The organism is Bradyrhizobium sp. 139 (genome assembly GCF_023074175.1).
Taxonomy (GTDB): domain Bacteria; phylum Pseudomonadota; class Alphaproteobacteria; order Rhizobiales; family Xanthobacteraceae; genus Bradyrhizobium.
Genome location: NZ_JADPKS010000046.1, coordinates 26,554 through 41,654, shown reverse-complemented (window position 1 = coordinate 41,654; position 15,101 = coordinate 26,554). Strand labels below are relative to the sequence as shown.

General features: G+C 57.0%; 12 protein-coding genes. 5 read left to right on the top strand and 7 right to left on the bottom strand.

Translation table 11 applies throughout. The annotated features are described in order from the left end of the window. Positions 1-19: 19 nt before the first annotated feature. The 3 genes from IVA80_RS11990 to IVA80_RS11980 form a co-directional block, all read right to left on the bottom strand. The gene (locus tag IVA80_RS11990) at positions 20-1,270 is read right to left on the bottom strand and encodes an ABC transporter substrate-binding protein (protein ID WP_247429561.1); all 1,251 of its coding nucleotides are present in this window, start codon (positions 1,268-1,270) and stop codon (positions 20-22) included. Positions 1,271-1,418: 148 nt separating this feature from the next. After that, positions 1,419-1,706: a hypothetical protein gene (locus IVA80_RS11985; RefSeq protein ID WP_247429559.1), complete on the bottom strand. Its 288-nt coding sequence runs from the start codon at positions 1,704-1,706 to the stop codon at positions 1,419-1,421. Between the two features lie 1,117 nt (positions 1,707-2,823). Then, a complete protein-coding gene (locus tag IVA80_RS11980) occupies positions 2,824-3,036 on the bottom strand; it encodes a hypothetical protein (RefSeq protein ID WP_247429557.1) in 213 nt (70 codons plus the stop codon). Positions 3,037-3,754: 718 nt separating this feature from the next. On the opposite strand from IVA80_RS11980, the gene IVA80_RS11975 reads away from it, so the two are divergent. The 3 genes from IVA80_RS11975 (at position 3,755) to IVA80_RS11965 (ending at position 6,381) form a co-directional block, all read left to right on the top strand. Further along, a complete protein-coding gene (locus IVA80_RS11975) occupies positions 3,755-4,000 on the top strand; it encodes a hypothetical protein (RefSeq protein ID WP_247429555.1) in 246 nt (81 codons plus the stop codon). A 199-nt stretch (positions 4,001-4,199) separates the two neighbouring features. Further along, entirely contained in the window at positions 4,200-5,315 is a 1,116-nt protein-coding gene (locus IVA80_RS11970) for a serine/threonine protein kinase (protein WP_247429553.1), read from the top strand. A gap of 37 nt (positions 5,316-5,352) precedes the next feature. Next, a complete protein-coding gene (locus tag IVA80_RS11965) occupies positions 5,353-6,381 on the top strand; it encodes a nucleotidyltransferase family protein (RefSeq protein WP_247429551.1) in 1,029 nt (342 codons plus the stop codon). A 61-nt stretch (positions 6,382-6,442) separates the two neighbouring features. Here the strand turns inward: IVA80_RS11965 and IVA80_RS11960 are convergent, their stop codons facing one another. After that, positions 6,443-6,826 carry an H-NS histone family protein gene (locus IVA80_RS11960; RefSeq protein ID WP_247429549.1) on the bottom strand — a complete coding sequence of 128 codons (384 nt, stop codon included), beginning with the start codon at positions 6,824-6,826 and terminating at the stop codon, positions 6,443-6,445. A gap of 733 nt (positions 6,827-7,559) precedes the next feature. On the opposite strand from IVA80_RS11960, the gene IVA80_RS11955 reads away from it, so the two are divergent. Next, positions 7,560-7,928 carry an H-NS histone family protein gene (locus IVA80_RS11955; protein WP_247429547.1) on the top strand — a complete coding sequence of 123 codons (369 nt, stop codon included), beginning with the start codon at positions 7,560-7,562 and terminating at the stop codon, positions 7,926-7,928. Positions 7,929-7,953: 25 nt separating this feature from the next. Here IVA80_RS11955 and IVA80_RS11950 read toward each other — a convergent pair whose 3' ends face one another. The 3 genes from IVA80_RS11950 to IVA80_RS11940 form a co-directional block, all read right to left on the bottom strand. Further along, positions 7,954-9,423 carry an exopolysaccharide biosynthesis polyprenyl glycosylphosphotransferase gene (locus tag IVA80_RS11950; protein ID WP_247429545.1) on the bottom strand — a complete coding sequence of 490 codons (1,470 nt, stop codon included), beginning with the start codon at positions 9,421-9,423 and terminating at the stop codon, positions 7,954-7,956. 350 nt (positions 9,424-9,773) lie between these two features. Beyond that, entirely contained in the window at positions 9,774-11,798 is a 2,025-nt protein-coding gene (locus IVA80_RS11945; RefSeq protein ID WP_247429543.1) for a hypothetical protein, read from the bottom strand. A 48-nt stretch (positions 11,799-11,846) separates the two neighbouring features. Further along, positions 11,847-14,183, bottom strand: a complete 2,337-nt coding sequence (locus IVA80_RS11940) for an AAA family ATPase (protein ID WP_247429540.1) — start codon at positions 14,181-14,183, stop codon at positions 11,847-11,849. Positions 14,184-14,537: 354 nt separating this feature from the next. On the opposite strand from IVA80_RS11940, the gene rfbC reads away from it, so the two are divergent. Beyond that, positions 14,538-15,095 carry a dTDP-4-dehydrorhamnose 3,5-epimerase gene (gene rfbC, locus IVA80_RS11935; RefSeq protein WP_247429538.1) on the top strand — a complete coding sequence of 186 codons (558 nt, stop codon included), beginning with the start codon at positions 14,538-14,540 and terminating at the stop codon, positions 15,093-15,095. Positions 15,096-15,101: the final 6 nt, after the last annotated feature.

The following is a 15,101-nucleotide window of genomic DNA, read 5'->3' as shown; positions in this document are numbered from 1 at the left end:
ACGCGCGACCGTGAATGCGTCAGTATTTCTTACATTCCGGAACCGTGCGGCTCGGCAGTCCGATCTTGGCGAACACCGCTGGATCATAGCCGAGTGTCTGGTTTACGTTCGGCATCACCTTCACGACCTTGCTGAACAGCGCGCCCTTGCCGTCATCAACGACTTCAGTGACGAAGTTAGTGCCAATTGCCTGGCGGTTGGCGTCGAGCTTGATCTTGCCATTCGGAGCGTCGATCTCAATTTTAGCCAGCGCCTCCTTGAACTTGGCCTGGTTGTTGGAGAGATCGCCATTGACCTCGCGCATAGCGAGGATCAGCGCCATGGTGGAGCCGTAATAGTTGGTCGCAAGAAGCGACGGGCTCGGGAAGCGCTTGTTGGGCGGAAACGCGTCTTGATACGCCTTCACGAATTTCTGCCAGTTCGGATCGTCCCAGGTGTCGGCTTGGCCGCTCGCCGCGATGGTGCCGACCAGCGCGTTCTTGGCGTTGCCCTTTGAGGACAGAATGGTCTGGTCGATCATGATGGAACCACCCATCAAATGCGCCTTGCCGCCGGCCTGCTGGTATTGGTTCAGGAAGTTCACGGCGTCGGCGCCGCCGAGGCCGAGATAGATGGCATCGACATCATCGGGCAGCGCGGCGATGACGGAAGCAAAATCCTTCGTGCCGAGCGGCACCCATTGGCGATTGGTGATCTGGCCCCCGGCGCCGCAGAATTCGAGTACGAGCCCAAACACTTGCGTGTAGATGAAGGAATAGTCCTCGCCGACGGTTGCGATCTTGCGATACCCCTTGGTGTCATAGGCGTATCTGCCGAGGCCCACCTGCCACTGCGCTCCATCCATGTTATAGCGGAAGAAGTTTGGGGCAGGATCGACATAAGTGGTTTCCTGCGCGCCGGATGCCGCATTGATGAACGTCAGTTCGGGATGGGTCTTGGCGAAGTTCTTGACCGCGATGCCCTCGTCACCCGACAGCGGCGACAACAGGATCTGCACCTTATCCTGCTCGATCAGCTTGCGTACGGCACGCACCGCGGAATCCGGCGTCGCGTCGGTCGAAGCAACTATGAATTCGAGCTCCTTGTCGCCGACCTTTTTGCCAAGCACATTCAGCGCCGTCAGGTGGCCGCGCATGCCGTCCTCGCCGAGCACCGTATAGGTGCCTTCCAGCGTTGCGGTGACGCCCACCTTGATCTTTTCCTGGGCGATTGCGGCGCCCGAAAGGAAAAGGCTGCTCAGCGCGATCAGTCCCACACTGCATTTCGACATTGTTCTCCTCCCTGTGTAGCCGAGTTCTGTCCGGCTGAAGTTTCGCGGCGCCCCGTGGCCCTCGAAAGGCTCTCGGCTCTTGAATGAAGGCTAGCCGAAGTCGGATGCCGTGCACGTGTGCGTGCATCTTGTGGCTTGACGAGCAGTCTCATTTTGAATGTTGCGGCGCGATTGGCGTCGGGGTGCAACGCCCGCGAGATTTAAGCTCCATCCGCAACTTGCAATATTTAGTATGTCGTGTTTCACTAAACTGCGGGCGCTTTGCCGTGCGGCCGTCCACGGGCCGCTGAAAGTAATGTTGCCCATGATCGCAGTCCCTTCGGAACTGGATGCCGGCCCGGTTGATGTCGCCATAGGCGCTGGCTTCCGGCGACCGATAGAGTTCGGCAACGTCGATCTTGCCCTTCCGCTTGATGAAGAGATCCGCGAGCACCACGCCGGCACTCGGCGGCTTGATCCGACGGCACGTCCAATTTGAACCGGCCGTTCACTGTCTATTGGGGTGTTTGGACCATCCGTGTCAAATCGGGACCCAGATAGTTCGCGTTACCCGGGCGCATCCTAAGGACGAGCAGCGCTTCGAGGAGTTCTTGAACCACAAACTTCACCTGCCGGTCCTCGCGCTGCCCGGTGAAAAAGGTAATGGGCAGAAGGAAACCGATAGGACCAGGGAAGTCGCCGACGGCGTGCGTGGCGCCGTCGCGCTTGAGACAGGGCATTGGCTGCCCCGACGAAGTCCCAGGCTTTGTCGCGCAACGGTGGCTTACGTTCTTCGCCGAAACGACAGGCAAGTCTCGCTAAAGAAGGCTCCGGCCGTCCTGAGCGCGGGTAACCTGTTGGGGCGCGACCGAGTTGAGTTGAGGCTTTGTCAAAGTGTGATCGGAGGATCAAACGTCGATCTTTGAAACCGATCGTTCGAGTCCGCTGAAAATTGCACCCGCGCCCTCGCTACGTTTGGATCCGCATGCGGCAACTCGTCCTAGATCGCGGCCTTTGCATCCGCGACGCCAACTCTGATCTCCGTCTTTCTCCGGAGCTTCGCGCTTCCGCCCTCCGCACTTTCTCGCGAAGCCTCTGCAATTGAGCAAACAGGCTGACGAGCTCAATCGCCGTGTGACGCAGAACGGCCAAGCGGCTGCAAACCACACTACTCACTACATTACCCCCCAAACAGGTCCTTGCTGGATAACGACCGAAAGCTCGAGTTTGTGACGACCTGCCGATGTGACGTCTAGACGACTGATCATCAGGTCGTCAGTTCGCTTTACGACGATACGCCGAAATATTTTCGAACATCCCTTCAGTCAGTCATGACAGAAATGCCGCCCTCAAAAGAAGAACTTGGATGAGTGCCGCGACACGACGCAGGCGAGGATTGAGCGCATCTATAGTCAAGACCTCTCTGAAGCCCGGCTCGCAATTGAGCCGGTGCATGTCGGCGGCAACGCCGCTCCAGGTCAACTCGGCAAGCGTGGCGCCACATGAGGCCGTCCGCCCGAAGTCGTGTGATGCCACTCAGTTCAGCTTCGCGTCTATGCCGAACCACGTACGCATCAGCACGGCGCGGCATCGAATATCTCCACGGGCCGAACGACCGGCTCCTCGATCCAGGCCTCGCGAGCAAACCAGTTGTGATTGGCCCGACAGACCGGGCAATGAGTATTGCCATAAAATACAATGCTCCGCAGGAAAGCCTCTCGGTCGGACTTAATACCGGTGGGAATCACGCGACCAGTTTGCGGGCATTTGATCATGATCATACCCATGTGAGCCTCCCTCAAGAATTATTCGTTATTAAAGCGAAGAGGACCGGCCGGTTGGAGTGCGTCATCTTCAGTGCGGGTTACTGGGGGGCATCGCGCACTGGGGTCGTTTGTTCGAGCAAAGGGCGGCTTGCTCGTGACGGCGCTTCTCCAACCGGTCGGATCGCTGCTCGAGCGATTCCTTGGATGCTGCCGGTGTTTGGCTCGGCAGCTCGTGGGTATTGATTATGCGGCCGCCCTCGAAGGTGTTTGGGGCGCCACTAAAAGCCGGCCTATCTGAACGGATGCGGCTTTTGTGCGCTCTGTGCCGCTCGCGACGAAAACGAACATGCCGCCCATGGCGGGCAAATCGGCCAACTCAATCACTGGCTTCACTCCACTCTCGTCAACTACTGAATTATTTCCCTGCCACAATTCAATGTGCAAATTAAATTCTGCGCTGTCGGTCTGATTTGCGACTCTTGTCGAATTTTATTTTCGTGCTGTCATGCGTGCGGGTGGGCAATACCGTTGAAAGATGCCAAGCCCGTCGCGGCGGTTCAACGACGCCGTCCCCTTCATTGGTTATCGTTTCGACACAGGGCGCGTCCTTGGTATTGAATGATCGCGTTCGGGTTCAAATGTGAAATAAATTTTGATTATATGGTAAAGACATAAATACCGTTGTTAATTACTGCCAATGACGTAAGCTATTTTTTCAAATTTTTGGCTGGAGGAGACGATGTGGGAATTAAGTCACAAGAAGCATGGCTCTACCTCGGTTGCGCAACAGCTGGCCCAAATGCGCGCGGAATTAGTAAGCATCGGCGAGAAGGAGCGCGTTCTAAGAGAGCGGAGTGCTGATCGCGAAGTTTACCGGTATTTGCTGGACGCTCACCGGTTGATCGCGCGGGCGAGCTTTCTTGAAGAAAAAGTGTTGAATATTTCTCCACCTAGAGCGGGCGAGGGTAGTCAGCTGGCGGCGTGACTGGGTTGTGATTTCGAGATGAAGCACAGTCGGGTGATGTGCACCCGCGCCGAATGTGGACTTGCTGGACGGCGGTCAGGCTGAATTTCCTCGTCGACTGCAGTTCGTTTGATGGCGCCGCGAACAATGCACCGCGGGATGTTGTCGCCGCCGCGTCGGCACAGTGGCGAGACAGAAATCGTTCGTTTTGGTTGGAGCCGTGCTGGAAAAATCATCGGTAGAGATGGTGTTGAAACCGGCCGTCAGTGCAGCCTTTGCGCTGCTGGACGGTCGATCAGTGCTTTTCAGCGAGGCAACGCAGAAGATCTATGAACTGGACCAGGTGGGGGCATTCATTTGGTGCAAGTTGGCACAAGGCGCTTCTTTGGAATGCGTGCATCAGGAGCTCGGCCAGCAAGGCATTGACGAGCACGCAGCGCGCCAGTTCACGCGTCAGGCCATGAATATCTGGATTGATCGAGGGTTGCTCGACCTCGACTGGCGAATGCCGGCCAACTGTACCTTCTCGGCGGTTCTAGGTCGGCGCAAGATCAGTGTCCGGGCTGCAAATTCGAACCTTTTGCAACAGTTGATCTCGCTATTTTGTGTTCCAGACTACAGCGGCGGCGAAGACGATATGGCGATCGAGGCAATGGTGCTGGATGATCAGGTATTCTTCCGCGGGAATGACGCGAGCATCCATAGATGTGAAGCCGGAGCCTTGGCACCCACAATCAAAGCTCACATCACCGAGCGACTTATCCGAAGCGATCGCTGGGTCTTCGCGTTCCATGCCGCTTCTCTTGCGACGTGCGGTATGGGCTTGCTGCTGTGCGGCCAACCGGGAGCCGGAAAGTCGACCCTTACACTGCAGCTGGTGGACGCTGGATTTCAGTACGCCGGCGATGATGTCGCGCTGATTGGGCCTGACGGAACCATTTGCGGAATTCCATTTGCTCTCACTCTCAAGGAGGGGTCATGGGAATTGCTGTCGCGGCTATATGGCGATTGGAAAGACGTGACGCATTGCCGGTCCGACGGCGCTCAGGTGCGGTATTTGCCAATTCCGGACGCGCACAACGGCTGCCTTTCCGCCAGTTGGATCATCTTTTTGAACCGGGTTGCAAGCGGCTCCGTCGAGCTGACCGCGCTGGATCAGCTTGATTCAATGAAGCGGCTCATTGAGAGCGCATTTGCCGCCGACGGGAGAATGTCGCAGGCCGGATTTTTCGCTTTGAAGCGGATTGTTGCAGGCGCGCGATCGTTTCAACTTACCTATTGCGAGTCGGCGGAGGCTCGGGGGCTGCTGATGGACTTATGCAATGGCAAGGCATAGTGCGGCACTGACGAGCCTCTGCAAATGCTTGCGAGGCTTGCCGCCTGTCGATGTGGAGTGGACCTCCGTAATCGGGCTTGCAAACCAGACGTTGACGACGCCGGCGCTTATTGACTTCGTCGAGCAATTTGCATCGGTGTTGCCGGAGGACGTCTGCGCGTATATCCGCCAGATCTATCGCCGAAACGTGCTGCGCAACGATCGGTTGGCCGGTCAATTGGAAGAGGCTGTCGTTGCGATGAACGGCCAGGGAATTACGCCGGTGTTGCTCAAGGGGGCAGCAACGCTGGTGACCGCGCCTGATGAGCGGCGAGGAATTCGGCTGATGTCTGATCTCGATATTATGGTTATGCCCGACGAAGCTGAGCGAGCAGTCGCTGCTCTTCGCGCAATTGGCTATCAAATTCATGAGCGGACGCCTCCCGAAAGCCAGAGATGGTACGTCGAGCTGATGCGGTCGCAGGATGTGGGAATGATCGATCTGCAGCGCGCCGCTTTAGGCCCGACGCACCTCTGCCGTGGTCCTGGATATGCCCTGAACAATTGCCTTCCCATACAGTTGGGGCGGGGGAAGGCTTATATACCCACGCCTACCTACCGAGCGCTTATGTTGATCATCCACGATCAGTTTCAAGACTTTGGTTATTGGCTCGGCGACCTCGATCTGCGACATCTTCTTGAATTGCGAGATCTGAACGATTCCGGCGGGGGCATCGATTGGAATGAGCTTACCTCTTGTGTCTCGGGCGGATTGATGAAGAACGCAGTCGAAAGTCAACTGTTCGCTCTCGCTGAGCTGCTTAGAGTCGAGATCCCGCACCAGCTGCGCTCCCGACTGATTCCGCGTCTGCAGTTCATTCGTCAATTGATGCAAGCGCGCTTTCCCGTCACACGGGTGCCTCTCCTCGCGCTGACGGTTCTGGACCTCAGAAACTACCGCAGGGAGGAGACCATTGTCTTGACGAAAACCAGCGCGCACCGACGTGGATTGTGGTCTGTGCCGAAAGCGAGCACCTTAGAGTTTCTGCTGAGGGCGACGACTGCCGTTCGTGCGGGAAAGGTTTAGCGGCGGCAACGGCCACATCGATCCTTCCAAGAGATGGTAGAACTTGTGCAGTTCCGCAGGGCTAGGAATGCCCCTGACCACCAGCATTTCGATCGGAGGTTTCACCGTTCTCGCGAATCCTGAACTCTTCCAGCGTGTGCCCTGACTGGAGCGCGGCAACCAGCCAGCGAGGCTGCTTCCCACGTCCCGACCAAGTCTCTGTCGGCTGGAGTGGATTGGAGTATTTCGGCACGACCTTCGGGTATTTGCGGCGCGGCGGCTGGCCTGTTCCTGTCTCGGCCCCGCTTTCAGCGCCACCGAATTGATCCGGCTGGTTGAGTTGCGCGAGACGTTTTTCGAGTTCCCGCTTCTCGGCTGTGATTTTTTCGGCAAGTATCTTTGTCAGCTCCTCGTGGAGGAGCCAAAGTTCCTCAAAGTCCATGGCTTCGAGATCTTGCCGACGCATAGCATTCTCGCCACCGTTCGACTGACGCGTGATCCATCTGTCATCCTCACATTTCGAGTATCGTTGCCCGAGCGGCGAATGAACGATGGACCAAAGCCAGTACTTCAAATTGACGCGACAATAAATATATAATATATAATTTAATTATTATTGCGAGAATTATTTTATTAAATTGGCCCGGGCAGATCAGAATTTGCTGCAGGTGCGAAAGAGGAGAGATAATCTTGATCGAGTATCCTCTCGGGCGTCTTCAAGATTCGATCAGCCGGTTTATCGTTCCCTCGGCTGCATTGTCGGACATTCAGGCTCTGACGGCCCAAATCGAGCTCAGACGACGTGCGCTGAGGGATATCGAGGTTATTCGCTCCCGTTTACGGCAATCCGAAGGCCGCGCAGTAATAGGGCTGCCCAGAACAAGGAATAGCAACCCCACGCGCCAACGGTATTCGTTGAGACTGCGGCGTTGCAGATTGCTCTTGCGGCCCGTTTGATGCATCCCTTCGCGCCGGGGCGCTTGAACGGTTCCGCGGCTGCGCCTGGAGCGTATTATCCCCTCCCACCATTAAATTATGCGGATAGCTTGGTTTTCCGGCTTGATTAGCGGCTGCGACGCAGTTATCTGAAACGCGAACTTTGGTTCGGTTCCATACATTTTCTTGGGTAAATCGAATTCACCGTCTTGATTAATGTCAATTGGGGCAATATTAGATGGGCACAACCACACGGTGCGAGCATGTCAACTAAGAAACTCGAATTAGAATCAATGTCCCTTGATGATCTCTGGTCGCTTCATGAGGAGATCAGCGGGATTTTATCGGATCGAATCAAGGCGGAAAAGCGCGAATTGGAGAAGCGCCTGGCGGTTCTCGGGGGCGGGATGGCTGTTTTGGCGGACTCGAGCGGGTCGGGTGCGTCTCCGGCTGCCAAAGCCAGACGCAAATATCCGCGGGTGCTGCCGAAATACCGGAACCCTCAGACGTCCGAGACCTGGTCGGGGCGTGGCAAGCGGCCGCGGTGGCTGGTTGCTGCCATGAAGTCTGGCCGGAGGATTGAGGAGTTTCGCATAGGGGATGCAAGTCCGAAGCTTCGCCGGCGGGCGTGACCTGATCGGCGGGATGGTTGTCCGCCTAATAGGCGTTGCGCCCCCGCAGCACTTCGATGGGAGTTCGCAGCAGGATTGCGAGATCCAGCCGAAGGCTCCAATTGTCGATGTACCAGAGATCATATTGCACACGTGTTTCGATCGTGACGGCTGTGGGGGTTGGGCCGCGGCAGCCGTGGACTTGAGCCCATCCGGTCAATCCTGGCCTGACCCTGCGGCGGAGGGCGTAGTTCCGCACGAGCTTGTCAAACTCTCCGTCGTGAGCCAGGGCATGAGGACGCGGACCCACCAGTGACATGCTGCCATCGAGAATATTTAGCAGCTGTGGCAGTTCATCGAAACTGGTCCGACGCAGCCATTTGCCGACGCGGGTGACGCGTCGGTCGACGGGGTTGGCCTGAAGGATCACGGGACCATCCTCGAGCACATGCATCGTCCGGAATTTGCGGATCAAGAAGATTCGGCCGTTAAATCCGCAACGTTGCTGGCGAAAGAATATAGGGCCGGCAGAATCCAGCTTGATCGCGACTGCGGCCAGCGCAAGCAGCGGTGCCAATATCGTCAAGGCGAGTCCCGCGCCGACAAGATCAATCATTCGCTTGGTCGCGCATTCGAGCGGCTTAAGGGGACCGCGCTGGAGTTCTACGCAAACGGCACTTCCAAGACTCCGCGTCGGATATCGAAGTAATTCGGATGTTGTGCCGACCGGCACGAACATGATCGGGAGCGGCAATACCCGTAAATCTGCAACGAAGGCCCGAAGTTCGTGCCATCGTTCCGGGTTCGTTTCCACCACCACTTGGTCGAACTGGGAACTGCGAATGCAGTCTATCACGCGGGCGGTGAGCCGCCTTCGACAGGCCGGACCGAATCCAACCGGAGGCAGGCTGAACCGTCCCTTGACGCAATAGCCGTGCATTGCCAACGTTTCAGATAGCCCGGCGTCTCTCGATAGCGGTTGATCGCTGATCAGAACAATATTTGTGCTGGCGAATTTTCTGCCGCTCAGGCCCCTTCCGAGAAGCGCCCTGACTCCCCACCGCTCGGCCATTAGCAGGCCTAGGCCGAAGACGGCGAAGAGTGGGCCTGCTTCTTGAAAAGAGCCCGGACGAATTGCAAAGCCGGACACGGCCCAAATCAGGAGGAACAATGATGTCCACGCCAAACAGACCGCCCGAATCTGATTTCGGAAGACGAGGAGCTCAATTGGCCGATACAGGCCGCGGGTCTTCAACAGGCAAACGAGACAGGCTGCGCTGACGAGCGCCAAGCCAAGTGCGTTACTCAAGTCGCCTGCGGCGTGCCCGTTTTGAGCTTGGTACAGCAACGTAGAAACGAGGCTCGCAAACAGAATGGTCGCGATATCCGCACACAGCGCCACGTATTCGATCGAGTCATAGCGGATGGGCCATTTGTGCTGGCGCGATACTGCCGGCGCGGGACTGACACGATCCGTCTCATCCCGATCTGGGAAATGTCGGTTCACGAAATTCATTGTCGGGATACCCCCGAGATTTACTATTTAATTTATTATTAACAGATTGAATCTATCAAGTGGAAAATCGCGGTTCGTGCCATTTAAATGCGCCGTGCGCTACCCGTTACCTCCGGATTCGGCGGATCCTCGATCGCCTGTTCATTAAATGAAATCGCTTGGGGACTACGCGCGCCATTCCTTGTCCCGGAGTCCTTGGTCGGCGACCCAAATTCCGTTCCGGGCGCTGGAACTCGCAACGCAGTCGGATGGGTTCCACTATCAGGTCTGGAGGCCGTGGTTCCATTCACTGAGGGCTGTGCCGCGGAAGTGAGATTGTACGCAATTCGCCGTCACGGGGCCAAAGGACTTTATCGAGAACCCTGTCGAGGATGCCGCGCGCGCATATCGTCGAGATAGTTCGGATCCAACTCCGAAATTAGGCCCTCGAGATAGATCTTCCCCTCGGCTGAGGCTGACCGGTACGCGGCCACAAGCGCTGGTCTGATAGCAGGTCGACGCGTAGCGACGAGGCTGACGTCCCGCTTGATCAAGTCGCGAAATTCAAGCTCCCGTACCACAGCATCTGTAGCGAGCGCGACGGATAGCCTTAACGGAAGCAGATCCAAGTCGTTCGGCGCAGTATAGTACGACATCTTGAGCATGGCTGCCGTCTGGGTCGAATTCTGCTTCGACGCCGCCGCGAGCATGAGCCAAATGTCGCCGCGAAGCGGCGATGAGCGCAATGACCGGGTAAACGCTGCTGGAAGTGCCGTCTTTTGCTCGTCCGCGGCGAGAGCCGGATCGCCGCGAGATGGTGATCCCCCTCGGATCCAAAAGTCTTCACGCCATGCCGCAACTGAAACTGGTTTCGAGATATCGTTCGGCCATACTGCTGCTGCCGAAACAACTGCCGACAGAGAAGACTTACCTCCGAGATACCACCCGGGGAGGACCATCCATATCGTTTGTATGATCAGCGCTATTCCAAGCACCATCATGGCAACGCGTGGCCAAACGGCGACAAAGGCTGACGCGAGCCTTGGACGAGACGCCGGAACTGGACCGGCCATCCAGTCCGAAGCCTCTGTCGATTCCAAGGATACGATCTCCCGGCTCGCGCCGGAGACGCTTTGACCGAACGCTAGCCCAAAAAGCGCAGCGACCAAAAGCGATGCGCCCAAACCCAGAATTCCATGATCGGCGAAGGCTAGTATCGGTAGTGCAATCGCAGCGCCGGCGCCCAAGGCTGGGTACACATAATCGTAAGCTCGTGACAGAGAGCGCCTGATCAGAATACAAGCGCCGAGCATTGCTATCACTACGAGGCCGCAAAGGAAGGCCCACCCCATGTCTATAACAATTGTGGCGGCAGCCGTTGGCCTTTCTCGCGGGGCGCCAATTCCAATGTCCCGATAGAGAGGCAAAAGCACCGTCGAAGCGCCGGCACCGGATCCCGCCGGCCTGACGTCCTGTAGCATCCGTTCTGTCGCGATCTGGCTGCTCGTTGACAAGGCGATCGTCAGATCGGTGTTCGTCCTGAACGGAATGACCGTTACGCTGGCAATAAAAAATACTGCGGCGGTTGCGAAAACGCCAGCGGTACCCCACACGCCCAAGAACCACCTGCGAATAGCGAACACCGAGAGCAAGATTCCTGATCCAAGGAGGGCGGCAACAACGGCGGTGGAGTTGGTCCGAATGAGCAGCGCGCCCAAACAGACAATCATTGCGATGATCGCGGCGGACAGAGCAGGGAGCGGGGCTGGCGCAATTTTTCCTGGCCGACTGTGCCGCCGTAATTGATCGACTGCGCGTATTGCCGTCGCGCAGGACAGCAAGACGCCGAGCACTGCGACGGTTGAGCCATCGGGTCCGGCGATAACGGTTGCTTCCTTGCCGAACCACATGGCTGTCGCAATAGTGGTTATCGACAGTAGAATGTGCAGGACTTGCGCCGCGCGATATCGGTCAAGCGTGATGACTGCAGTGATGAGGGCGGCGGCGAGCACAGCGCAATACTGCGCGAGCGAGAACACAGTTGCCCCAGTATCGACCGTGATTTTTTCGGCGAGAGGCTCGTTCAAGGCCGCCGAAGCAGTCGCCCAGATCGGATTGCCGAGTGTGTCCACGGGCATCGGCACTGCCTGTAGCGCCATCCAGAGCGCGGGAGCCGCGAGTACAACGACCAGACCAGGCCGGAGCAGCCTGGCGAGCCCGAGGGAGCTGGATGATGGAAAGATCGCTACAACGAGTGCCGCTGTTGCAAGTATGGACGACGCCAACACCCAGCTTTGCAGGCTTTCCGGTATTGCGAGCGCCGCGGTAATCGCCACTAGCTCGGCTAGCATGACAAGCCGGATTATCATGTAAACACCATCTTGTGGTGCGGCCACTCCGCTGATCCGCCAGCCGGAGAACGGGGAGACCGCTACGAGACAGCCTCAGGAGCCGGAAAGACCATAACGGATGTAGTGGCTATCATGATAGTAGTAGCTCCGGTGCCCGTCGTATCGAGCCATGGCCTTGGTATCCGTTTTGCTGAGAACTGTCCCAATCAGCAATTCGTGAACGTTGGGTGCGGTGTGCAGTGCGTGCTGGACGACATCAATTTTGGTGCGGCCCCATTCAACAACTAGAATATAGCCGTCTATTAGAGATGAAGTGGCTCGGACATCGACCAACGGGGTCAGTGGGGGAAGGTCGACGATGACGTAGTCATAGTCAGCTCGCAGGCGGTCGAACAGTTTGCTTATCGCGTCGGCGCAAAGAATTTCGCTGGTGTGAAGCAGAGGTCCTCGCCGTGCGGCGGGTAGAAATGCAAGATTGGTAGTCGGATCTCGCCAAATTGTGTCCGCCAGGGATCGGCTGCCGTTTGCAACTTCGATGATTCCGTTGACAGCCTTGGGCGCAAAGATCGCAGAAAGTGAGGGATTCCTGAGGTCGCAATCGACGATGATAGCTTTCTTGCCGGTGTGTCCGATCAATTGCGCGAGCGAGGCTGCAATCGTGGTCTTCCCCTCATTCGGCAGGGCCGAGGTAATGCCGATGACCTGGGAGGAGAGTTTCGCTGGATTGTGGTCGATGGCTAGCTTGATGGAACGGATTGCCTCGGTATATCGAGATAGCGGCATCCCGATCACGGTCCGATGAATTGCGGTCGGAGACGAAGCTATCCGTTGCTGAACATCATCCTGGGTTTGCTGGAGTCCAACCGGTGGTTTCGGAGATTTGCGGGCCGGCAACAATGGGACCAAGGATAAGCAAGGCAATTCCAACACAGTTTCCACTTGTGAAGAGGTACGAAAGACGCGGTCCATGAGGTCTCTGAGGAGCGCCAAGCCGATGCCCAGCGCGAAACCGCCGAGGATGCCGAGCGCCAGCACCAGCCTTGTCTTTGGCTTGCTCTTACTCGGTGGCGGCGAAGCGGGAAAAAGTACCCGCGTTTCTGAGATGGAAAATGTCTCCTGCTGGGCCGAGCCCATGTAACGCTGCAGGAAGGTCTCATACAGACTACGCAAGCCTTTTGCCCGGCTTTCCAAATCCCTGATAGTCAGCTCAGCAGAATTGACTGAACGGGACCGCGAAACGGCCGCAGACAGCTGCTTTTCAATTTCTTGCTGCCGCTGCTTGGCGAGTTCAAACTCGCTTCGGCTGACTTCGGCAAGTCTTTTGACTTCGTCGAAAATGGAGACGCGAAATTCCCGCGCGCGGTTCCGGATATTGACGACTGCCAGGTGGTCGCGCCCCACCCTGGCCGACAACTCGGCCTCGCGCCTCGTGAGTTCTAGATACTGCTGACGCAGCCCCGTAATGATTTGACTGTTCATCGCATCGGCCCCGACAGCGTCCAGAGTGGCCATCGAGGACGGCTTTGTCGGATCGGAGGCAAGGAGAGTTTCGTAGCGAGCCAACTTGGCCGTGGCCTCGGAGATCTGGGCGCGTGCGGCACCCAATCGACTGTTGAGTTCCGTGATCTGCTGCTCGTCGATGGGCTTTCCGTCCGAGGACACGATATTGTTCTGGGCCTTGTAGACGTCGACGGCACGTTGTGCCGCGAGGGCTTGGTCACCAAGATCGCGCAGCCTCTCCTGCAGCCAGCTTGTTCCCCTGCGATTGGCATCGAATTTTGCATTGAGCTGGTCCGCAACATAAGTATTGGCTACCGCGTTGACGATCTCCGCGGCTCGGGTTGCGGTGCTCGAACTAAAGCTGATCTCAATGACGTTGCTGAACCCGACACGCCCTGCCGAAAGCCGATTCAGAAATGCGTCTACGAGTGCGTCCGACGGTCCGGTCTGCGTATAGGGCGGGCTATCCTTCTTCGGCCCAGGCGAGGCCCACGACCGAATTCGCTCCCAGAGCGACTGTAGAGACAGCCCTGACCCATTGAAGTCCGGATCGTCCGCCAGTTTCAACTGGTCGATGACCGCAACCGCAGTGGCCTTTGATCTCAGGAGCTGAAGCTGGGTCTCGATTTGACTGAGATCGAAAGCCGGCTCGGCGAGAAGTGATTGCTGCTGGACAAATTGGGGCTTTGGATTGGCCAACAGGATCTGAACCTGCGCGGTATACGTCGGAGACGCCAACCGGAGATAGAGCAGGCTGGCTGCAGTTACGAGTCCAGCAGTGACAAGGATCACGAGATATTGGCGTCGCAGGAGCCCGATGCCGAAATTGATGACGTCGTTGATTCCGCTGCCGTCTGCCTGAACGGGTTGAGCTAGCCCGGTCACCGGCAGCCGTAATCTATCCGTGTGTCGAAGATTGTTCTGGAGCATCACGTACCTGTCCGACGGTGGGTCACGTTGGGGCCGCCCGGCCGCAGACTACGTTTCGGGAAGGCGTGCGGGCGGCGGGGGATTATATGCATATAAAAATCTGCTTGCCAAATTAAATAAATCATATATTAATTGAAATGAAATTGAAAATGACGGCCGATCTGCCGTTTTCGGTCCGACGTTGGCAAAATGGAGGACATTCCAGAGGTTACTGTCTTGCCGGTATTTGCATCGAGAATAATGTGAGCGTTTCGAGACGGATCGGCGGGTGGATAATTAAATTCCGTCGGATATTTTACGGTCCGTCGCAACGAACCCCGATGGGGAAATTGAGGGCCGGCAGGAGGGTGCCCAATGCTGGAACTGCGATCCTTGGCGATCCCTGATGTCAAAGTAATTCGAACAGATCGGTTTTCCGATGCCCGCGGCTACTTCTGTGAGACCTTTCAGCGATCGGCTTTTGCTGAGAAGGGAATCCTCCATGACTTCGTTCAGGATAATCAGTCCAGCTCGGATCGGATCGGCACGGTGCGCGGCTTGCATTTCCAGCGACCGCCTTTCGCCCAGGCCAAGCTCATACGGGTATTGAACGGGGCCATTCTCGATATTGCCGTTGATCTCCGGCGTTCGTCGCCCAACTTCGGCAAGCACATCGCCATCCAGTTGGATAGCGAAAGCGGTGAGCAGCTGTTCATTCCGAAGGGATTCGCGCATGGGTTCTGTACCCTGCAGCCCAACACCGTCGTCTTGTACAAGGTCGACCAGGTCTACGCCCCAAGTCATGACGGCGGAGTCTATTGGGCTGATCCCGCATTAGCGATCAAGTGGCCAGTCACACCGTCGGAGGCTCAGATATCGCCAAAGGACCAGACCCTTCCTGCGCTCAGCCAGCTTGCTTGCGTTTTTGAATAGTGGAGA